Origin of the sequence: Candidatus Palauibacter sp., from assembly GCF_965222475.1 — a bacterium.
Classification (GTDB): Bacteria; Gemmatimonadota; Gemmatimonadetes; order Palauibacterales; family Palauibacteraceae; genus Palauibacter.
This window is the reverse complement of sequence record NZ_CBDCUB010000001.1, coordinates 161,364-182,243: the sequence shown is the minus strand read 5'-3', so window position 1 is coordinate 182,243 and position 20,880 is coordinate 161,364. Positions and strand designations below refer to the sequence as shown.

The 20,880-nt window shown below is 70.6% G+C and carries 18 protein-coding genes; 4 read left to right on the top strand and 14 right to left on the bottom strand.

Features of this window, described 5'->3' with window-relative positions; all coding sequences use genetic code 11:
• Positions 1-28: 28 nt before the first annotated feature.
• The 4 genes from ybeY to aspS are packed head-to-tail and all read right to left on the bottom strand — an operon-like array spanning position 29 to position 5,824.
• A complete protein-coding gene (gene ybeY, locus ACOQPP_RS00780; RefSeq protein ID WP_419164330.1) occupies positions 29-478 on the bottom strand; it encodes an rRNA maturation RNase YbeY in 450 nt (149 codons plus the stop codon).
• A complete protein-coding gene (locus ACOQPP_RS00775; RefSeq protein WP_420635647.1) occupies positions 475-2,916 on the bottom strand; it encodes an HD family phosphohydrolase in 2,442 nt (813 codons plus the stop codon). Before ACOQPP_RS00775 ends, ybeY begins: the two co-directional genes overlap by 4 nt.
• Positions 2,913-3,953, bottom strand: a complete 1,041-nt coding sequence (locus tag ACOQPP_RS00770; RefSeq protein WP_419164328.1) for a PhoH family protein — start codon at positions 3,951-3,953, stop codon at positions 2,913-2,915. Before ACOQPP_RS00770 ends, ACOQPP_RS00775 begins: the two co-directional genes overlap by 4 nt.
• Entirely contained in the window at positions 3,950-5,824 is a 1,875-nt protein-coding gene (gene aspS / locus ACOQPP_RS00765) for an aspartate--tRNA ligase (protein WP_420635646.1), read from the bottom strand. Before aspS ends, ACOQPP_RS00770 begins: the two co-directional genes overlap by 4 nt.
• A gap of 82 nt (positions 5,825-5,906) precedes the next feature.
• On the opposite strand from aspS, the gene rlmN reads away from it, so the two are divergent.
• Positions 5,907-6,917: a 23S rRNA (adenine(2503)-C(2))-methyltransferase RlmN gene (rlmN, locus tag ACOQPP_RS00760; protein WP_420635645.1), complete on the top strand. Its 1,011-nt coding sequence runs from the start codon at positions 5,907-5,909 to the stop codon at positions 6,915-6,917.
• Between the two features lie 25 nt (positions 6,918-6,942).
• On the opposite strand, the gene ACOQPP_RS00755 is transcribed toward rlmN, so the two are convergent.
• Both ACOQPP_RS00755 and ACOQPP_RS00750 read right to left on the bottom strand, forming a co-directional pair.
• Positions 6,943-7,422 (bottom strand): LytR C-terminal domain-containing protein, encoded by a 480-nt coding sequence (locus tag ACOQPP_RS00755; RefSeq protein WP_419164325.1) that lies wholly within the window; start codon positions 7,420-7,422, stop codon positions 6,943-6,945.
• 232 nt (positions 7,423-7,654) lie between these two features.
• Positions 7,655-8,248: an HD domain-containing protein gene (locus ACOQPP_RS00750; protein ID WP_420635644.1), complete on the bottom strand. Its 594-nt coding sequence runs from the start codon at positions 8,246-8,248 to the stop codon at positions 7,655-7,657.
• A 60-nt stretch (positions 8,249-8,308) separates the two neighbouring features.
• Here ACOQPP_RS00750 and ACOQPP_RS00745 point away from each other — a divergent pair, with 60 nt between their 5' ends.
• Positions 8,309-10,000 (top strand): NFACT RNA binding domain-containing protein, encoded by a 1,692-nt coding sequence (locus ACOQPP_RS00745; protein WP_420635643.1) that lies wholly within the window; start codon positions 8,309-8,311, stop codon positions 9,998-10,000.
• Positions 10,000-11,007 carry an ADP-ribosylglycohydrolase family protein gene (locus ACOQPP_RS00740; protein WP_420635642.1) on the top strand — a complete coding sequence of 336 codons (1,008 nt, stop codon included), beginning with the start codon at positions 10,000-10,002 and terminating at the stop codon, positions 11,005-11,007. The genes ACOQPP_RS00745 and ACOQPP_RS00740 overlap by 1 nt, the downstream gene beginning before the upstream one ends.
• 18 nt (positions 11,008-11,025) lie before the next feature.
• Here ACOQPP_RS00740 and ACOQPP_RS00735 read toward each other — a convergent pair whose 3' ends face one another.
• From ACOQPP_RS00735 to ACOQPP_RS00725, 3 genes are all read right to left on the bottom strand, one after another.
• The gene (locus ACOQPP_RS00735) at positions 11,026-11,565 is read right to left on the bottom strand and encodes an ion transporter (protein ID WP_419164389.1); all 540 of its coding nucleotides are present in this window, start codon (positions 11,563-11,565) and stop codon (positions 11,026-11,028) included.
• Between the two features lie 106 nt (positions 11,566-11,671).
• On the bottom strand, positions 11,672-13,963 hold the full coding sequence (locus tag ACOQPP_RS00730; protein ID WP_420635641.1) for an acyl-CoA dehydrogenase: 2,292 nt from the start codon (positions 13,961-13,963) through the stop codon (positions 11,672-11,674).
• 2 nt (positions 13,964-13,965) lie between these two features.
• Positions 13,966-14,424, bottom strand: a complete 459-nt coding sequence (locus ACOQPP_RS00725) for a CDGSH iron-sulfur domain-containing protein (RefSeq protein WP_419164320.1) — start codon at positions 14,422-14,424, stop codon at positions 13,966-13,968.
• Positions 14,425-14,560: 136 nt separating this feature from the next.
• On the opposite strand from ACOQPP_RS00725, the gene ACOQPP_RS00720 reads away from it, so the two are divergent.
• Positions 14,561-14,989 carry a VOC family protein gene (locus ACOQPP_RS00720; RefSeq protein ID WP_419164319.1) on the top strand — a complete coding sequence of 143 codons (429 nt, stop codon included), beginning with the start codon at positions 14,561-14,563 and terminating at the stop codon, positions 14,987-14,989.
• Positions 14,990-15,007: 18 nt separating this feature from the next.
• Here ACOQPP_RS00720 and ACOQPP_RS00715 read toward each other — a convergent pair whose 3' ends face one another.
• The 5 genes from ACOQPP_RS00715 to ACOQPP_RS00695 form a co-directional block, all read right to left on the bottom strand.
• On the bottom strand, positions 15,008-17,401 hold the full coding sequence (locus ACOQPP_RS00715; protein WP_420635640.1) for a choice-of-anchor B family protein: 2,394 nt from the start codon (positions 17,399-17,401) through the stop codon (positions 15,008-15,010).
• A 37-nt stretch (positions 17,402-17,438) separates the two neighbouring features.
• On the bottom strand, positions 17,439-17,759 hold the full coding sequence (locus tag ACOQPP_RS00710) for a type II toxin-antitoxin system HicB family antitoxin (RefSeq protein ID WP_419164317.1): 321 nt from the start codon (positions 17,757-17,759) through the stop codon (positions 17,439-17,441).
• A complete protein-coding gene (locus ACOQPP_RS00705; RefSeq protein WP_419164316.1) occupies positions 17,756-17,914 on the bottom strand; it encodes a hypothetical protein in 159 nt (52 codons plus the stop codon). The genes ACOQPP_RS00710 and ACOQPP_RS00705 overlap by 4 nt, the downstream gene beginning before the upstream one ends.
• A gap of 97 nt (positions 17,915-18,011) precedes the next feature.
• A complete protein-coding gene (gene trpA, locus ACOQPP_RS00700) occupies positions 18,012-18,809 on the bottom strand; it encodes a tryptophan synthase subunit alpha (protein ID WP_419164315.1) in 798 nt (265 codons plus the stop codon).
• Entirely contained in the window at positions 18,806-20,854 is a 2,049-nt protein-coding gene (locus ACOQPP_RS00695; RefSeq protein ID WP_420635639.1) for a S9 family peptidase, read from the bottom strand. The genes trpA and ACOQPP_RS00695 overlap by 4 nt, the downstream gene beginning before the upstream one ends.
• Positions 20,855-20,880: the final 26 nt, after the last annotated feature.

Below are 20,880 nucleotides of genomic sequence, written 5' to 3'. Positions count from 1 at the left end.
CGGTGAGGGGCGAAAAACCGTGAGAATGCTACGCGCGGCCGCGAACCTCGGCCAGCAGCCGTTCCTGAAGCCGGAACATCGGTGACCCGTAGCGGGCCTCGCCGTCCGGGTGGTCGTGCCCGAGCAGATGGAGGACGCCGTGGATGACGAGTCGCAGGATCTCCTCGGCGGGGTCGAGACCCATTTCCCGGGCCGAGGCGTCCGCGACCTCGGGACAGACGTAGACGTCGCCGAGCCACGGATCCGCGCCGAGCCCGAACGCGAGCACATCGGTGACGCCGTCCGCGCCGTGGTAGTCGCGGTTCAGCGCCCGGATCGACTCCGCCGACACGAAGGCGATCGAGAGTTCGGCGCCCTCCGCGGGGCCCGTCGCGAGCGCCGCCCGCGCGGCGGCTTCAACGGCGGCGTCCGAGGGGGCGCTCCCCGCCCAACCGTCGAGGGGATTGATGTGGATCGTGGGCCGCGAGGGCTCCGTCAATCGACCGGATCGAGGGGCGGATCGAGGGACGGGACGGGGCCCGTGTCGCCCTGGGCCGCCTGCTCGAGGTCGAGCGACGGCTGTCCTTCGTCCCCCTCGGCAACCACAGGCTCGGGCGGCGGCTCGGGCGGCGGCTCGGGCGGCTCAGGCGCGGCGGCTTCGGGAACCGTCGGCTTGGGGTAGTCGATACGGTGGTGGTAGAGCCCCGTCAGGACGTGGGCGAACTCCCGCTTCACGATGCGCAGATCCCGGTAGGTCAGCTGGCAATCGTCGAGTTCGCCGTGATCGATGCGCTCCTCGAAGAGGTTATCGATGAGGGTTCGAATCCGCTCGGGACTCGGGTTCGCGAGGACGCGGGACGCCGCTTCCACCGCGTCCCCCAGCATCGCGACGCCGGTCTCTCTCGTCCGTGGCTTCGGTCCGGGGTAGGCGAAATCGTTCGGGTCGATGTCCGCCGAGCCCTCCTGCGAGCGCGCCTGTGCGCGCGCCTTCTCCAGGAAATAGCGGATCGTCTGCGTGCCGTGGTGTTCGCGGATGAAGTTCTTGACGACCTCGGGCAGCCGGGCCTCGTCCGCCATCCGGAGCCCGGAGCGCACATGGTCGCGCAGGATCTCGGCGCTCTGCCACGGGCTGAGCCGGTCGTGCGGGTTCAGTCCCCTCGGCTGGTTCTCGATGAAGTACTGCGGCCGCTCCAGCTTCCCGATGTCGTGGTAGTAGACCCCGACCCGGCCCAGGAGCGAGTCCGCGCCGATCGCCTCGCACGCCGCCTCGACGAGGTTGGCGAGGTTGATCGAATGGGAATAGGTACCGGGAGCCTCGCGCGCGAGCCGCCTGAGGAGCGGCCGGTTCATGTCGGACAGCTCCAGCAGCGACTGCTCCGTCGTGCGTCCCGTGAAGACCTCGAGCAGCGGCAGGCCCACGCCGATGCCGAGCCCGGTGCACAGGGTCGCGTTGAGCGCCCCGAACGCCGCCGTCGTCCAGAGGTCGTTGAGCGAATAGTGGCCGGTGAAGTTGAGGAGGATCCCCGCTCCGAGGTACGCCACCGCGATGAGGGCGATCAGCACCCAACTCTGCGAGCGAGTGCGGATGCCGGTCACCGCGAAGGCCGCCGTCACCCCCCCGGCCACCGTCACCATGGGCGCGGCGAGTCCCGCGAAATGCGGCTGGCCCATGAGGATCCCGGTGATCGTGGAGACGACGATCAGACCCAGCAGGCTGTCGAACAGCGCCGCCGCGAGGAGTCCGGCCAGCGCCACCGGCACGAGCGCCGGTGAACTCTCCGTGGCGGCGACGACGCCGGCCGCCGACATCACGACCACGATGAGCCCGAGCAGCACCGAGAAGCTGCGCATGTTCTCGTAGATGTCGCGGCGGAAGCGATATGTGGCGAAGACGAGGATCCCGAGCATGCTCATGACGAGGAGGACCATGCCGAGCGCATGGAGGAACCCCGTCCCCGTCCCGGCCTGGCCGCGCTCGATGAGTTCCCGCTCGTAGGCGAGCAGGCGGCGGTGCTCCTCCTCGGAGACCCTCGTGTTCTCGGTGATGATGCGTTCCCCCTCGAGCACGAAGCCCTCGAACTGGGGGATCGCCGCCCGGGCCAGTTCGCGCGTCTGGCGCGTCGCGTCCCGATCGATCCGCAGCGTCGGCTGCGCCTGGAGGATCAGCTGCTGGAAGAGCATCGCGCCCGCAGGCGGCAGGCGATCACCGATCTCTTCCCGGGCCTCCCGCGAGAAATCGCCGAGCCGGACGAGTTCGTTGACCGCCCGCACCCGGTCCTCGCCTTCCGTCGCCTCGCGCACGACGACGTTGACCGAACTGATGTCCGCGAGGTCACTCTCCCGGATCGCGCCGACCCGCAGTCCCTCGAAAGCAGCCTCCAGTTCCGCGCGCAGTTGCCCGCGGGCTTCCCCATCGAGGAGGTGATCGATGATGAGGGAGTCGACGGCCTGCTCGACCGAGACGTTGATGCCCATCTCCCGCACCGGCGCCTCGACGCCGGCCCGGACGAGCGACGCCGTGCTCGCGGGCCCCCGATCCTCCTCGGCGGCCTGCGCTTCGGCCGCGGCGATTACCGTGTCGAGCCGCGCGAAGAATCCGCTCACGCGTTCGATGCTGCTGTCGGCGCGCGCCGGTTCGAAGCGGAGGGTGGGCGTGATGACGGCTTCGGCCTCGTCCTGTTGCTCGCGGAGCCGGTCCGCATCCTTCGGGATGTTGAAGTCGAACGCCGCGTTCAGCGTCTGCCGGGCGACGCTCCCCGGGACGATGCCGTCGTATTCGGGCAGGGAGGTGCGCGGGAAGAGCCAGGGGACGGCGAGCGCGATGAGGAGGACGACGCCCGCCCGGAACCCGTGGTGGACCCACGCGTCCTTCGGCCCGCCGGCCGGGGGCCGGTTGGCGGGACGCAGATAGTCGCGGACCCGGCGGTACAGACTCAACGCTCGGACTCCCGGTACGCGCGGATGATCTCCTTCACGAGGCGGTGCCGTACGACGTCCGCATCGTCAAAGTAAACGAAGTCGATTCCCTCCACGTCGCGCAAGACTTCCTCGATCTCGAGCAGGCCGGAGTCCTCGGGCCGCGGGAGGTCGATCTGCGTCTTGTCCCCCGTGATCACCGTCTTCGAGTTCAGCCCGAGCCGGGTGAGGAACATCTTCATCTGGGCGGTGGTCGCGTTCTGCGCCTCGTCGAGGATGAGGAAGGCGTCGGAGAGCGTCCGGCCGCGCATGTAGGCGAGCGGCGCCACCTCGATCACGCCGTCCTCGATCGAGCGGCGCACGCGGTCCGGCGGCATCATGTCCTCGAGCGCGTCGTACAGCGGGCGCAGGTAGGGGTCGACCTTCTCGCGGATGTCGCCCGGCAGGAAACCCAGCGCCTCGCCGGCCTCGACCGCGGGGCGGGTGAGGATGATCCGGCGCACCCGCTTCCGGTTCAGCGCCTCGACCCCCGCGGCCACGGCGAGGTACGTCTTGCCCGTGCCCGCGGGACCGATGCCGACGACGATGTCGCGCTCGCGGATCGCGGCCAGATACCGTTCCTGCCCGGGCGACTTGGGCCGGATCGCCCGCCGCGCCCCGGCCAGCGCCACCTCCGCCTGCCGCCCTTCGCCGCGTCCGCCCCTGCGCTCGTTGCGCCCTCCCTTGCGTCCGTCGCCGCGCCCTCCCTCCCGGGAGCGCCCGGATCCGCCGGCCCCCCCGGCGGCGGGGCCGCCCCCGTCCGGCTGTTCGAGGAAGCGCTCCACGTCAACGGCGTCAAAGGGGCGCCGCAGCCGGGCGTAGCGGATCATGCGCTGCGCCGTGGGCGACGCGCGGTCGACGTCCGCCCGGGGTCCGGAAAGGATCATGTGGTCGTGGCGGAGGACGACGCGGATGTCGCAGTGCCGCGCGAGCGTGGTGAGGTTCGAGTCGTTCACGCCGGCCAGGAGTTGCTGGTCGGCCCCCTCGATGGAAAGGCGTCGTTCCGTTGCTACCGTCACGCCTCGCTCCTCCCGCTCACGGAGATGCCGAGTTCCTCCAGTTCCGCCGGGGTCACGGTCGACGGCGAGCGCTCGAGGAGCCCGCGCGCCGCCGCGGTCTTCGGGAACGCGATCACGTCCCGGATCGACGCGCACCCGACCATCTCGGCCACCAGGCGGTCCATGCCGACCGCGACCCCGCCATGCGGCGGGACGCCGAACCGGAAGGCCTCGAGGAGGAAACCGAAGCGCGCCTCGACCTCCTCCGGCGTGAGCCCCGTCGCCTCCAGGATGACGCGCTGAACCTCGGGGAGGTGGCAGCGGATGCTGCCGCTCCCGAGCTCGATCCCGCTGTAGACGAGATCGTACGCGCGCGCGACGACGGAGAGTGGATCCTCCCTCAGACGCTCGATATCGGGGTCCGCCGGCATCGTGAAGGCATGCTGGGCCGGCACCGGAAGACCGGTCTCGGCGTCCTCCTCATAGAGCGGGAACTCCGTGATCCAGAGCCACGCTTCGCGGCTCTCGTCGACAGCGTCGAGTTCGCGCGCCGCGGCGCGCCGCAGCCGGTCGAGGGCGGGCGAACTCTCCGCGTCCGGACCCGCGACGAGGAAGACGAGATCGCCCTCCCCCACCCCGAATTCAGCTTCGAGCCTGGCCCCGACCTCCTCTCCCACGACCTTCGCGGGCGGGCCCGACCAGCCGTCCGCGGAGCGCTTGAGCCACAGCGCTCCCCTGGCGCCGGCCTCGCGGGCGAGCTTGTCGTAGTGGGCGATGCGCGAGCGGGAGAGCGCGGCACCGCCCGGGAGGACGAGCCCTCGCACGCGGCCTCCGGCGCGGACGGCGCCGTCGAAGATGCCGAACCCGATGCCCGTGAGCGTGCCGGTGAAGTCCCGGACCTCCCACGGGATGCGGAGGTCCGGCTTGTCGGTGCCGAACCGTTCCATCGCTTCCGCGTGCGGGAGGCGCGGGAAGGGCGCCGGGAGGTCCTCCTCGAGCCCGTCGCGCCACACGCGCTGGAACATGCGTTCGGCCGCGCGGAACACGTCGTCCTGTTCGACGAACGCCATCTCGATGTCGATCTGCGTGAACTCGGGCTGCCGGTCCGCGCGCAGGTCCTCGTCGCGCAGGCACCTGGCGATCTGGAAGTAGCGGTCGAAGCCGCCGCACACGAGGAGCTGCTTGTACAGCTGCGGCGACTGCGGGAGGGCGAAGAACCGGCCCCGGTGCACCCGGCTGGGGACGAGATAGTCGCGCGCCCCCTCCGGCGTCTGCCGCGTGAGGAGCGGGGTCTCGATCTCGACGAACCCCTGCTCGTCGAGCGAGGCGCGGACCGCGTTCGTCACCGCGTGCCGGAGCCGGAGGTTGCGCTGCATCTCCGGGCGCCGCAGGTCGAGCACCCGGTGGCGGAGGCGGAGTTCCTCCGACGGGAGTTCCTCGTCCGGCGGCTGGTAGACGAGGATCGGGAGCGGGTCGGCGACGGAGATCCGCTTGAGGCTCGTGACCCGAAGCTCGATCTCGCCCGTGAGCATGGCGGGGTTCGCCTCGGGACGCGGTGCCACGACACCCGTCGCCTGGACGACGTCCTCGGGGTTCAGCGCGGTGACGAGTTCGAGGGCGTCCGCGGCCGTCCACTCCGGGCCGAAGGAGAGCTGGAGGAGGCCGGTGCGGTCGCGAAGGTCTACGAAGAAGAGCCCGCCCAGGTCGCGCCGGCGGTGCACCCAGCCGATGACCCGGACTTCCCGCTCGACCCACGAGGCCTCGACCTGCCCGCAGCCGGCGTCGCGCCAGGCTGTGTTCAGCGAGGCCGGCTCACGCCTCTCGGTCGGTTGCGTTAGTTTGGACAGGGGAACTCGCGGGAACGGGGAACGGTCGGAAGAAGTGCGGAACACACTGGAAGATAGCCGGTTTTCGAACACGCCAGCAAGCAGCGGCGGCCCACGTCCCGAACTGCTCGCCGAGCGGGGAGAGGGAGTGCGGCAGCGGCTCGTCGGTTTCTTCGCGGAGCGGGGAGAGCCCGCCTACCGCGCCCGGCAGGTCGAGGAATGGGTGTGGAAGCGGGCCGCGCGTTCGTTCGAGGAGATGACGAACCTCCCGGCGCCCCTGCGCCCGGCGCTGGCGGAGGCGTTCTCCCTCACGCCGCTCGAACCGGACTACGTGGCGCGCTCGAAGGACGGGACGATCAAACACCTGTGGCGGCTCGGGGACGGGGAGCGGGTCGAGTCCGTGCTCATCCCCACCCGGGAGCGGCTCACGCTCTGTCTCTCCTCACAGGCCGGGTGTGCGCTCGCCTGCCGGTTCTGCGCCACCGGGTACTTCGGCTTCCGTCGCCAGTTGCGCGCGGCGGAGATCGTGGCCCAGTACCGGGATTCGCTGCGCGTGGCGCGGGAGGAACTGGGGCGGCCCATCTCCAACGTCGTGTACATGGGGATGGGAGAACCGCTGGCGAACCTCGACGGGGTGATCGGCTCGCTGGCGGCGCTGCACGGGGGCTTCGGGCTCGGCGCCCGGCGGATCACGGTGTCCACGGTGGGGCTCGTCCCGGGGATCCTCGAACTCGCGCGGCGTCCGGAGCCGTTCGAACTCGCGGTGTCGCTGCACGCGCCGGCGCGCGAACTGCGGCTTGAGCTGATGCCGATCGAGAAGCGATACCCGCTTCCGGAGCTGTTCGAGGCGCTGCGCACGTATCAGGGCTACAAGAACCGGCGCATCAGCCTGGAGTACACGCTCATCCGCGGGGTCAACGACGCGCCGGCGCTGGCGGACGCGCTCGCGGACCTCGCGCACGGCCTCATCTGCTTCGTGAACCTCATCCCGTTCAACCCGATCCCCGCGCGTCCGGAGTGGGGTCCGAGTCCACCGGCGGCGATCGAACGTTTCTCGGCCGGGCTCACGGCTCGGGGGGTGGGGAACGCGGTGCGGCGGCCGCGGGGACGCGACATCGCGGCCGCCTGCGGGCAGCTGCGGCTGTCCACGGAGGGCTGAGCGCCGAGGGTCGGCGCCCCCGCGTTCAGTTGCGGCGGAGGACCTCCTGCCAGTCGTGTCCCACCACGACGGTCGCGTCCAGGAAGAGGTCGGGGTCGAGCACCACGGCGACGGAGTCCGAATGGACGCCGTTCGCCACCTCCCGCGCGGCGCCCAGTCGGCCCGATCGGTCCAGAACGTAGGTGACCTGGTGTTCGAAGTGGTCCGCGTTGTCCGTCGCGACGACGTCGAAGCCGAGTGCCCGCAACTCGTCGGCGAAGCGGCGCGCGAGACCCGGCTCACCCACCCCGTTCAGGACCTCGACCTTGATCCGGTTCGCGACGCTGAGTTGGGGTGACGGACTCTCGGGCGCGTCGCTCTGCGGGCTCGAAGCGCTCGGCGCGGGACCGGCCGCCGCGGGCTCCGCGAGGCGCACGACCTGCCACTCCTCCCAGAAGAGACCGATGAGCGCGCCGGCGCCGACCAGCGCGGCCGTCGTGATCAGTCCCCGGACCGCGGAGACCACCCGCTGGAAGGGGCCTCGTCTCCTTCGGTAGGGCTCACGCCCCCGGGGTACCCTGCGAACCTGCTGCCTGGACCGCCTCCTCGAACGCACCTTGTCGCCTCCCGTCGTCCGCCCCACCACCGCCGACAGCGCTCGACCGCCCCTCCCCGTACTCCTGCATCCTCCATCGGATGATTTGTGCAAATCGGGGCGCCGACGCAAGCCCGGAGGGGCGGTGGGCCCAGCCCCCCGGTCAGCGGATCGTGGCCGGAGGCGCCGTGACGGCCCGCCAGAAACCGGCGGTCACGGGGGAGATCGGGATCCCGCGGCGGAGGAGGTTCCCGATCTTCGCGGTCGCGACCTCGCCGAGCACGGCGCACCCGTCGGACGGCATGCGTCGGCGCCAGTCCGCGCGCTCCCGGGCGAGGCCCGTGCGGCCGGGCTCCAGGTAGTCGGCCATGTACAACGCCCGTCCCAGCGCCCGGAAATCGGCGTGCCCCGTCGTGTGAAAGGCGATCGCCCTCAGCAGCGACGCGTCTTCCACTCCCGCCGCCCGCAGGCGGTTCGCGCACGCCGGACCGTGGAGGAGCGATCCGGACCACGCCCCCGCGTCCTCAACCTCGGGGCCCAGGGTCTCCGGGGATTCGTCCTTGAGAGCGTCGTGGAGGAGTCCCGCCGCGCGCCAGCGGATCCGTCTCATCCTGTCGTGGCCGAGGGTTCCGCTCCACTCCCACAGGAGTTGGCCCACGCGCTCGGTGTGACGGCGGCGCGCCGGACTCATGACGGCCCAGTCGGGGTGGCGTCCTTCGGCGCCGGCCGCGTGGATGATCGGATGGAGCCTGGGCAACGGCGTCTCGTCACGGGGTGAAGTTTGTCGGGATCGCGCGGGACCCCGAATATAGACGCAATGCCCGTCCTTTACGACTCACTCCTCGCCCGAGCCCTGGCCCGCGCGATCCTCGATCGCTGGGAGGGCTCCCGCATCGCCGGTCTCCGCATGGCGCCGGCGCGCCGCGCCGTGGAACTGGCGTTCGAGGACGGGTCGAGGCTCGTCGCCATGCTTCATCCACTACACGGGTACGTGCTGGGACTCGACGATGACGCGCCGGACTCCGGGGTGGGCGGCAAGACGCTCCGCGTGGGACGCCTGTCGCTCATCGACGCGCGTGCGCCGGCCGACGAGCGGGCGCTGCTTCTGACGTTCGGGGACCGGACCGGGCGCGCGTGGGAACTCCTCGCGATCGAACTCCGGACCCGCCGCTGGAACGCCGTGCACTGCCGCCGAGTCGAGAACGGCGAGTCCGAGTCGGAGTCCGATGGCGGGTACACCTCGCCGTGGCGGATCGAGACGGCGTTGCTGTCGCGCGATGCCGGCGGACGGCTCCTGCGCCGGGGGGCGCGCTATGTGCCCCCGACATCCGCGCGCCGGGGCGTCGCGGCTCCGCCCTCCCAGGCGGAATGGACCGCCGTCCTGACCGGCGACGATGCCGCCCGCCGCCGGGCCGTGCTGCAAACCTGGGCCTGGACGAGCGCGCTCAACGTCGACTCGATCCTGTCCGGCGAGGATCCGGCGGAGACGTACGCGCGATACCTCGACCTCCACCCGCTCGCGGCCGGCGGCTCCGCCGAGTCCGGGCGGCTCGAGTCCGGGCGGCTCGAGGAGACCGCGCGCCTCGTCGCCCAGGCCGGCGGGCCGGCCTCGCTCCTCGACGCCCTCCCCGGGAGCGACGCCGATGACGGCGGCGAAGACGAAGCCGCGCAGCTGCGGAAGCGCCTCGGCGCCCGGCGAAAGCGGCTCCAGCGCCGCGTGGCCGCGCTCGAACGGCAACTCGCCGCGGCCGGGCCGCCGGACGAGCCGCGCCTCCTCGGGCAGATCCTCCTCGCCCGCAAGGACGAGGCTCCGAAGGGTGCCGCGACGGTCACACTCGAGGGATTCGACGGAGCCATGCGTGAGATCGCGCTCGACCCGGCGCTCGATGTCGTCTCGAACGCGGAGGGCTACTTCGAGGAAGCCCGCCGCCGGGCGCGGGCGCTCGGGCGGCTGCCCGCCGAGATCGCGGCGGCCCGGTCGCGCGTCGCCGAGTTCGACGAGCACCTCGAACGGCTCGCGGAGTCCGGTCCCTCGGAGGCCCTGTGGGCGGCGGTCGGAGGAAAGCCGCCCGCTCCGGGCACCGGAGGGTCGCGCTCCCGCCAGCCGGAGGCGCGGCTGCCCTACCTCCGGCTCCGGACCACGGGCGGGCTGGAACTCCGCGTGGGCCGCGGCCCGCGTGACAACGACGACCTCACCTTCCGGCACTCCGCCCCGGACGACATCTGGCTCCACGCCTCGCAGGCGTCGGGCGCCCACGTCATCCTCCGCTGGGGCCGCAGGGACGCGAACCCGCCCCGCCGCGATCTCCTCGAGGCGGCCATCGCGGCCGCGGTCCACTCCGGCGCGCGGCACAGCGGCACCGCCCCCGTCGTGTGGACCCGCCGCAAGTACGTCCGCAAGCCGCGCAAGTCTCCGCCGGGAACGGTCGCGCCGGCCCGCGTTCAAACGATCTTCGTCAAGCCCGATCCAGACCTCCTGAAGAGACTGCGCGACGATGAGTCCCGCTGATGAGCGCTGACGTTTCCGCAGAAACGTCTCGGGGCGCCGATCCGCGTCTCGACCGGGCCCGCGGCTGTCTTCTCGGACAGCTCGCGGGCGATTCGCTCGGCAGCCTCGTCGAGTTTCAGAGGCCCGGCGAGATCCGCCGTCTGTATCCCGACGGAGTCCGGGATCTTGAGGACGGAGGCACGTTCAACACGTTGGCCGACCAGCCCACGGACGACTCCGAGATGGCGCTGGCCCTCGCCCGTACCCTCATTGCGCGCGGCACCTATGACGCGGAGGCGACCTTCGCCGCGTACAGGGAATGGCTCCATTCAGGGCCGTTCGACTGCGGTGGCACGATTCGGGGGGCGCTCATGGGGACCCTGAACCCCGCCAGCGAGGCCAACGGCGCGCTGATGCGGATCAGCCCGCTGGCGATCTTCGGCGCCCGTATCCCGGTCGACACGGAACGCCACTCCGGGCTCGAAGCGGTCGCCGATTGGGCGCGACAGGACGCGCGTCTCACTCATCCGAATCGGGTCTGCCTGGACGCGAACGCTCTCTTCACCATGGCACTGGCCCATGCGATCGACGCCGGTCCGACCGCCGAGGAGTTGTACGAATGGGTCGTGGACTGGGCGAACAACGACGCGATCTGCGCGGAGGTGCGGGCGTGCGTCGCGAGCGCAGCCGACGGCCCGCCGGACGACTACTTCACGAGCATGGGCTGGGTGCGGATCGCCTTTCGGAACGCGCTGTGGCAGCTGCTGCACGCCCCTTCGCTGGAAGAAGGCGTCGTCGACAGCGTCATGAGAGGCGGCGACACCGACACCAACGCCGCGATCTGCGGGGCGCTCCCGGGCGCCGTCCACGGTCTGGAGGCCGTGCCCAAACGCTGGACCGAAGCGATCCTCCGCTGCCGTCCCGAAGCGCGCCGCCCCGGCGTTCTGCGCTCGCGCCCGAAGATGTACTGGCCGGTCGACGCCCTCGACCTCGCCGCCCAACTCGTCGCGCCCCAAGGTCGTTCGTAGGCTCCGTCTTCGGCGGCGTCAGCGCGCTTCGAGGAGAGCGCGGATCGCGGCGAGTTCCTCGCGGATGGCGGTCAACTCCCGACTCTTGGCGTCCTCTCTCGGCCGGACCACCCATGACACCAGGGTGGCGGTCAAGGTCCCCACCAGAGCCGCACCGATCGTCATCAGACCGAGGCCGATGGCGCGTCCGGCAGGAGTGATTGGGAGGGGGTCGGCCTGCTGGCCGGTCGTGACGGTGAAGAACGACCACCACAGCGCGGTCGGACCCGAGCCGATGCCCCCACCCGCCGGCCGTTCGAGATAGAGAATGGCGATGCTCGAACCCACCACGGTCAGGATCGCGACGGACACTGCGACGAGGGCCGTGGTCTGGGCCCTTCGCCCCTTCCAGAAGGAACCGACGACCCTCGCGGCGCGGATCCCTCTCACGAACCTCAGAATCCGCAGAACGCGTCCGACCCGGAACGCGCGAAGTTCGGGGACCGTGGGCACGCTGGAGAGGAGATCGATCCAACCCCAGGTCATCATGTACCGTTTGCGGTCTTCGGCTCGGACCAGCGAGAGCCAGCATGAAGATCTGGTAGGGTGACGCGGTTGGAGTTGGTTGATCTCCTTGATTCATGCTTCCTCCCGGGAAAGGAGTCGTCGTGCGGAGGTGTCTGCGTCAGAGGCCGATAGAGCCCTCGAGGCAGGAGCGGGGGACATCGAACGCGTCCACCAGGGGGATCGCCTGGGGACGGATCTCCGCGCAGAGGGCCGTGACCATGCTCCGGATCGCCTTGCTCTTCGGGGGATCCAGGTAGCCCTGCTCAAGGAACCACGCGGCGTCCCGCTCGATGGCGACGAGCGCGAACAGGCTGCGCAGCCGCTCGAGCCACTCCGCCACGCCCGAGGTGGGGGTGCGGCGCTCGCCCGCGAGCATCGAGCGCAGGATCTCGCACTCGACGTGAGTTCGGGCGGCGGTCAGCGCGTGGTGCTGGCAGTCGGTGAGGGCGTCGAACGAGGTCATCCCGCCCGCGATCCGGTGCCGGATCAGGCGGGCGAGTGAGAGCAGGAGGTCCGAGCGCCGGGCGTCGAGGATCGCAACGTGAAACGCCGGGTCTCTGAGGTGCGCCTCGCTCGTCTTGCGCGACACGATCGGGTTGCGCTCGGCCACGGCCCGCCGGGCGCGCCCCGCCGCGAACCGCGCGAGGCCCAGCGCCCCGAGATCCCCGAATTGCTGCCGGAAGCCGGTGAGCAGGTCCTTGGCCACGAGCTGCATGAGGACGGTGTTGTCGCCCTCGAACGTCGTGAACACGTCGCTGTCCGCCTTGAGCGCCGCGAAGCGGTTGTGCGCCAGGTAGCCGCGTCCCCCGCACGCTTCCCGGCACGCCTGGATGGTGTCCGAGGCGTGCCAGGTGGCGTAGGCCTTGAGTCCGGCGGCCGCCGCCTCCGTGCGCCGGCGGTCCGTGCCGCCCGGTGCCGCGGACTCCCCGGATGCCGCGGATTCGGCCGCGAGGTGCTGCGCCTGCAGATCGTGGAGCGCGAAGTTGAGGGCATAGGTCGTGGCGAGGCGCGGGAGGAGGCGACGCTGGTGGCTCGGATAGTCGAGCAACAGCCGCTCGGCCTCCCCCGGTGGGCCGAACTGACGTCGGCGGGCGCCGTAACGGACGGCGATCGTCAGGGCGACCTTGGTCGCGCCCAGCGCCGCACTCCCCACGGCGACGCGACCGCCCACCAGCGTCCCGAGCATGGTGAAGAAGCGCCGGGCAGGGCTCGCGATCGGGCTCCGGTAGCGGCCCTCGTCATCGATGGAGGCGAACCTGTCCAGGAGGTTCTCACGCGGCACGCGCACGCGGTCGAACAGGAGACGACCGTTGTCCACGCCGTTCAGGCCCAGCTTCTCCCCGCAGTCCTCGATCGTCACGCCGGGCAGCGGCGCGCCGGCGTCGTCCCGAATGGGGACGAGGATCGCGTGGACGCCGCGCCCCTCCCCGTCTACTTCCAACTGTGCGAACACTGTGGCGAGCCGGCCGTCCCGTGCCGCATTGCCGATATAGTCCTTCCGCGCCCCCGGTACCGGCGTATGCACCTCGATCTCACGGGTCGCGGGGTCATGGACCGCCGTCGTCTGAATATCATGGACGTTCGATCCGTGCAGCGTCTCGCTCATCGCGAAACAACCCGGTAGGGCCAGCGTGCCGGCGTCTCTCAGGTATTTCTCGTGATGACGACTTGAACCCAGTTGATGGATGCTGCCGCCGAAGAGCCCGAACTGGACGCCGAACTTCGTGAGCAGGCTGAGGTCGAAGAAGGCGAGCGTCTCGAACGTGGCGACGAAGCCCGCGGGATCGCCTCCACCCCCGTACTCCGCGGGGTAGCCGAGCGCCCCCAGCCCCTCATCGGCGAGCACCCGGCACCAGGCCGCAACCTGGGCCCGGTACTCCGGCGTGGGGAGGCCGGATACGTGGCGAAACCGGCCGTCGCCGAGGAGTGCGCGCACCCGCCGCCGGGTCTCCGGAGCCGGGCCGTCGAGGAAGCGGGCCATGGCCTCGCGGTCGAATCTCGCCTGTACGACCGGGAGGGGCGCGATCGGCCGGACCGGGTCGAACAGGGTCGCCACGGCGTCGGGACCGCCCAAACCGAGCGCGTCCTCGATGCGGAGGATCGCCTCCCGCTCCTCGGGCGTCGGATGGGCCCCATCGGCCTCCGCGATGGCGATGCCGAGTTCGGTGAGCGAACGGCGGCGCTCCGGGGATACGTCGGCGGCCCGCCGCCGCACCGCGTCGAGGAGATGGACGAGTCGGTCCGCCGCAGGGGCCGCCTCGGGATCCAGCCACTCCGCCAGGGCCCCCTCGGGCAACCCCGCCTCGCGCACCTGCTCGCGGAGTATGGCGATTTCCTCGGCCGCGAGTTCGCCGTCCGCCCAGGCGACGTAGAGGAGGGGGTAGAAAGCGAGCGCACCCGGCTCCGCCACGCTCAGAGGCCCTCCGCCTCGAACCCGATCTCCTTGTGCGCGCCGTCGCAGAACGGCTTGTTCTTCGAGGCTCCGCAGCGACACAGCCACGGCTTCTCGAAGCGCACCGTCCCCTCGTGCCCCTCTCCGCTGATTTCCACCACGCCATCGAAGTGGTAGGGACCGTTCGCGTGCGGAGTGACGACGACCTCGGCCCCCGCGTCGTCCGTGGCGTCCGCCGCGACGGACCTGCTGGTGTCGATGGGTCCCGACGCCTCGAAGTCGGTGTCCTTGTGCGCCCCGTCGCAGTACGGCTTGTTGGCGGATCTGCCACAGCGGCAGAAGGCGGCCCGCGGCTTCACGACGCCTTCCTCCGCGCCGGGCTCCAGCACGCGCAGCGATCCCTGCGCCACGAGCGGCCCGTCGCCGTGGCACCGCACGGTGCAGACTTCGCCGCCATCTGGGTTGGTGAGTCCTGGCATCGGATGTCGCCTCCGCGCGGCGGTTTCGGGTGGTGGGCCGGAGAAAGGAAACCCCGCGACAGGCAGCTTGCAACCCACTCCGGTAGCGGGGTACCGTGCGCGTGACGCCCTACCCGAGCAGGAGCCTCAGGTCCCGATGAAGAACCCACCCGATGGCTGGCCCAGAATCGCACCCGCCGTGTTCTACGACGATGCGGCCGCCGCGATCGACTGGTTGACAGCCGCGTTCGGATTCGAGGTGCAGGTGAGAGTCGAGAACGAGCAGGGACAGATTGTCCATTCGCAGCTCGTCGTGAACGGCGGCCTCATCATGGTCGGACAGGCGGGTCTGTCGCCGGACCGGACGTACCTGCGATCCCCGCAGGCTGTCGAGGGCGCGAACACACAGGCGCTGGCCGTATTCGTCGACGACGCCGACGCCCACTGCGAGCGCGCGCGGGCGGCCGGCGCCGTCATTGTGGCCGAGCCGACGACGCAGGACTACGGCGAGGACTACTGGTCCGAGAGGGGCTACCAGGCCCGCGACCTCGAGGGACACCACTGGTGGTTCATGCAGCGGCTCTGAGGCGGCGGGCCCACGGCCTCAGGGCACGAGTTCGGTTCGTCTCGGCTTCAGCAGGAACACACCCTCGAGCATGCTGGTCACGAGGACCGTCTCGCTCTCGAACCAGGGAAAGGCCGTCCAGGCGCCGTTGAAGCCCGGGGGATCCGCGCCGTAGGGTGTGGTGTCGAAGAAGCCCACCTCCCGCGGGTTCTCGGGATCGCTGATGTCGACGACGCGGAAGCCGGCCTGATAGTTGGCCTGGTACATCCGGTCGCCCTTCACGTAGAGGTTGTGGTCGGTCGCGTTGTTGGGGCCGTAGTAGTCCGCGACCGCGACCGGGTCGTCGAGGTCGGTCACGTCCCACACGATCGTCTTTGTGCGGTCCGTGGTGCCGACGAGTTCGTCGAGTTCGTCGTCCAGATAGAAGTAGCGCCGGTCTTCGCTCAGCCACCCCTGATGGATGTACGCCACGCCCGGGTAGGCGGCGGCCGAGATCGGGTTCGGGTTCGACTTGTCCGTCACATCGACGATCCGGAGCGCCGTCTCGTTCGAGGCGAAGCACAGTTCCCGCCCCTGATAGTCCATGTCCGGGCCGTCATAGACGAGACACTGCGCGTCGTGCGTCCGCCCCTGGAAGAGGAGTCCCTCGGTGTCGGTGAAGCAGCCCGCGAACCCGGGCGCGAGCGGCTGGCGGATGTCGATCATCACGAGCCCGCCGCCGCAGGTGTGCCCGTCCCCGCTCGTGGAGACGGTGAAGGCGGTGCCGGCGCCGGTGTCGATGATGAGGTTGTGCGCGCTCCCGATCTCGTCCCAGCGCAGGTCGGGTGCGAATTCGACGGGGGGATTCGACACCTCCCGGAGCCGCGTGAGATCGAACACGACGAGCCCGTGGTCCCCCGCCCCGTCGCCGGTGAAGAAGAGATGGTCGGCGTAGACCTTGAGGTCGCGGGCGCCGCTGCGGTTCGCGGGGATGACGCCGAGGTAGACGGGATTCACGGCGTCGGTCACGTCGACGATCGCCGCGCCGCCGGAGCGGCCGACGAGACCGTACTCCCGGCCGGTCTCGGGGTCGGTCCAGCCCCAGGCATCGCTGACCCGCTCGCCCGGCTCCGCCCCGATCGAGGCGAGGGGGAGGTAGGCCTGGAGATCGACGTCCGAGCAGTCGAACCCGGCGGCCTCGTCGTCCTCGCAGCTGACTTCCCCGGACGTCACGGCTACCGGCGACCCCCCGGGGCGCAGCCACACCGGCCCGGACCAGTCGCCATCGGGCGTCTTCTCGTAGACGGCGACCAGGCCGGCGCCCCCCTCGGCCCCGGGACTCCCGATGATGGCGAGGCCGGAGCGGAGGGCCAGCGCGGCGCCGAAGCCCGCGACGAAATCGGGCTCCGAGGCCGTGAAGGAGCCCGCGGCCCGCCATTCGGACGCCATATCCGGGCGGGTGAATCCGTCCACGCGGCCCCGACCGTCCGCGGCGCCGGGCGCGCCGACGAGGAGTTCGACGTCCGAGGCGGCGAGCGCGGCGCCGAAACGCTGCCCCGGCCCCGACTCACGCGGCGCCAGTGTCGCCCGCTCCGACCAGGCGCCGCCGGGCCCGCGGGCGAACAGCACCACCCGCCCGACGGACCCATCGGCCGAGGGGGCGCCAACGGCGAGTTCGTTGTCGCTGGCGAAGAGGATGGTGGAGCCCAGACCGGCGCCCCGGCCGAGGGCGGGCGCTTCGAGCGCGGCCTCCAGGCTCCACGCGCCGTCCGCGCCGCGCGCGAACGCGTACACCTTGCCCGAAGTTCCCTGTCCCGGCGCCCCGACCGCCGCGAACCCGCCACGCACGGCCATCGCCGCCCCGTAGCGCGCGTTGGCCCGGAGATCTCCGGCCTGCAGCGAGCCCGCTGCGCTCCACGCACCGTCCGCACCGCGCTCGTAGACGTGGACCGCGGTCCCCGCGCCCCGACCGCCCGGCGCCGAGACGAGCGCCAACCCGCGATCCGCCGCAACGACTCGCGCGGGCGGCTGCAGGATGGCCATCACGCGGCCCATGCTCATCTCTTCCGGCGCCGCGCCGGCTTCGGAACGGAGCCGCAGCACCCCCGACTCCGCCCAGCCGCCGTCCACGCCGCGCGCGAATCCGTACGCCCCGATCATGACCTGCGGGTCCCCGCTCGCCACGAGGAATCCATCTTCCACCGGCGCCATCGTGCGGCCGAACGACTCCCCCAGGAGCGAGCCCGCCGACCACACCTCCTGTGCCTGCGACCAGCCGCCGTCGCCCTTCTCGAAAACGAGCACGGACGCGGGCCCCCGGCCGAACGCCGGCTTGAGGACGAGGATCTCGTCCACCGATGGGGCCCATACCGCCGCCCCGAATTCGTCCTGCGCCGCTACCGGCCCGGCCGTCGCGGCCACCAGGAGTGCAAGTGAAAGAACGCGTCTTGTCATTTTGCTTCCCCGTTCAAGAGATCTCATCCCATGGGCTTCATTCGGCGAGGCGTGCACTCACAAGCCTGTTCATGCTCACGCCTTGTTCGGCTGCCTGAATCGCGAGAGAGCGGTGGATTTCGGGCGGCAGGCGGACCATGAATCTCCCGCTGTACGTGCGGCTGGCCAGGGGCTCCGGGGGCGTCTCCCCAGTTGCCTGCATGTCCTCGAGGCAGCGTCGCACGACACGCTGGATCCCCGACAACGCTTCCGTGGGAGTGGACGCCAGCCAGCTTAGCGAGGGAAACTCGGCGCACAGGCCTACATGCTCGTTGTCTTCGGCGGACCAGGTGATGCGATAGGTATAGCGGTCGCTCATGTCGTGCCCTCCAGCTTCTCGATCGCCTTGATGACTTGGCGCACCTGATAGGGCTTCGCCATTCCCTTGGCGTTCAACTTGGAGAGTTCCGAGAACCGAACGCCCCGCGGGTTGTTGCGGAGTTTGGCAAGTATCGCCGCCGAATCCCGGCTCACGGTATCGTTATTGATACTAACACGTCAAGCCTGCTCCTGTATCGCTGACCGCAGCCGGAATCGATGCGAGGCTGGTCCTGCGGGTTGCTAACCCTGGTCAGCCATGGCGAATCGCCGCAGACCGCCAGGTCTTACCATGCACCGCCTCGGAGAGGGCGGCGGACAGCTCCCCGAAGGCGGCCTCGCTGCGACCCAGGGCGGCGATGAGCGCGGATCCGACCACGACGCCGTCGGCCATGCCCGCGACCGCCGCCGCCTGCTGCGGCGTCGAGATGCCGAACCCCACCGCGACCGGCAGCCGGACCATCGTCCGGAGCCGTCTCACCTGGTCGTCAAGCGCGGCGTCCAGCGCCTCCCGCGCCCCCGTCACCCCGAGGCGGGAGATGTAGTAGAGGAACCCGGAGGCGTGGCCGAGGATCGTCTCCAGTCGCGCCCGTGGGGTGGTCGGGGCCGCGAGCGGGATGAGGTCGAGCGGACCCGAGGCGAGCCGGCGCTCGAGCGGCGGGTGCGACCCCACCGGGAGATCGGTCACGAGCAGCCCCGCCGCCCCCGCGGCCTCCGCGCGCTCGAGGAAACGCTCCACGCCCATGCGCAGGATCGGGTTGACGTAGGAGAAGACGACGACCGGCGGCAGGTCGGCCGAGATCTCGGCCAACTGGTCGAGCGCGGACTCTACCGTCACGCCCTGTTCCAGCGCCCGCCAGCTCGCGGCCTGGATCGTGGGTCCGTCGGCGAGCGGGTCGCTGAACGGGATCCCCAGTTCGATGATGTCCGCTCCATCCGCCGCCAGCCGCTCCAGCAGGCGCGGGGTGTCCGCCGGCCGAGGATACCCGCTCGAAAGAAACGGGATGAACGCCGTCCGGTCGGCGAACGCGCCCTCGATCCGCGAGGTCAAAGAGCGTCGTCTTCCGTCGTCACGGCCGCCCGGTGCGTCCCCCACTTCTCGAACCACTTCCTCAGGTAGAGCTGCGTGCGCAGGAAGTTCGAGGGCCGCCGGCTTGTCCCGTGCCATTCGCCCTGGAATCGTACCATGACCGTCGGTACGCCCTCGTAGTGGAGCGCCTGGTAGAACTCCTCCGTCTGGCCCATTGGGGTCCGCAGGTCCATCTCCCCCGTCATCAGCATCGTCGGCGTCGTCACGTTCCCCACGTAGAAGATCGAGGACCGGTCCATCCACTCGGCCGCGTCCTCCCAGAACGGCTTCTCGAACGTGCGCAGATAGCCGATCGCGTCCGACGTCCCCATGGCGGACATCCAGTTCACGATCGGACAGTTGGCCGACGCCGCGCGGAAGCGGTCGGTGTTCCCCACGATATAGGAGGTGAGGATGCCGCCGCCCGAACATCCATAGACGAAGAGATTGTCCCGGTCGATGTAGCCCCGCCGCAGCATCTCGTCGACGCCGCCCATGAGGTCGGGGAAGTCCGCGCCCGGATAGTCGTGGTTGATCGCGTTCGCGAACCGTGTGCCGTAGCCCGTGCTCCCCCGGGGGTTCGTGTAGAGGACCACATAGTCGTTCGACGCGTGTTCCTGGAAGGCGAAGTTGAACCCGCCGTTGTACATCCCGTGCGGCCCGCCGTGAATGGCGAGGATCAGCGGATATTCGCGCTCCGGATCGAAGTCGGGCGGCTTCACGATCCACCCCTGGACATCGAAGCCGTCCGTCGACTCGTACCACACTTCCTCCACCTCACCGAGCGCCACGCCGTGCAGCACGTCCGCGTTGACCTCCGTGAGGCGGACGGCGTCGCGAGCGTTCGAGAGAGAGAACCGATACAGGTCGCCCGGCTGGTGATCGGTCGAAATCGTGCCCACCGCCGTCCCGTTCTCCGCGAACGAGGAAAGCGAGAACAGTTGCGCCCCCTCCGTCAACTGCGTGACCCCGCCGTCCACCGAAACGAAGTGGAGCTGGCGATACCCTTCTCGACTCACGTTGAAGTAGAGACCACTCCCATCGGGTGCCCACTGGAAGCCCCCGGACTGGCGGTCATAGTCGCCCGAGATCAATCGCGAGCCGGACCCGTCGCGGTTCATGACGTAGATCTTCTGGTTCCGGTACGTATCCCGGTGTTCGTCCCCCGCGGTGTAGGCGATCAGACGGCCGTCGGGCGAGGGGACGGGTCCCGCGTCGGGCCCGCGCCGGTCCGTGAGCCGGCGGATCTCGCCGGACTCCAGGGAGACGGCGTAGATCTCCGACTCCTGCCAGTTCGAGGGACGGTCCCAGTCGGGAGAGCGGTAGGACGTGAAATAGATCTCGGTCCCGTCGGGGCTCCAGGCGATGCCCCCGTGGTTCCAGTCTCCGTCGGTGAGCTGGCGGGCGGCGCCGCCATCTGCGGGCACGACGAACACATGCGTCCAGCCCGTGTCCACGTAGCCCTGGCGGTCGCGCTTGTAGCCGGCGCGCTCGACGATCTTGGGGCCGGCCGTCCAGGTGGCCCCGTCCGGACTGGAGGGAAGGTCCACGCCCGCGAAGTCCGCCCGGTGGTCCACGCGGCTCGTGAACGCGATCCACCTCCCGTCCGGAGACCAGCGGGGCGACGACGGCCCGTTCTCGAGACGCGTGACCTGGCTCGTGAGGCCCTCGTCGTCCATCCAGCGCACGAAGATCTGCGACCCCGAGGGCTCCCCCGCCGCCGTATACAGGATGCGGGTTCCGTCGGGGGACCAGCGCGCGCCGCCCCCGTCGATGAGCGCCCGCTTGCGGCCCCCGTCGGCGTCCATGATCCAGAGAGAGGACTCCCGCCGGTCGTTGACCTTGTCCACCCAGCCGCGCGTGTACACGACCTGCGACCCGTCGGGCGAGATCCGGGGATCGGAAACGGATTCCATGTCCATGTAGATGTCGAGCGACAGTCGCCGGGTCTGGGCCTCGGCGTCGGCAGCCAACCCTCCGGCGAAGAGGGCCGCCAGGAGGGCGGCGCATCCGAGTCTCGTCTTCATCCTTCACTCCTTTTGTGAGCGGCCCG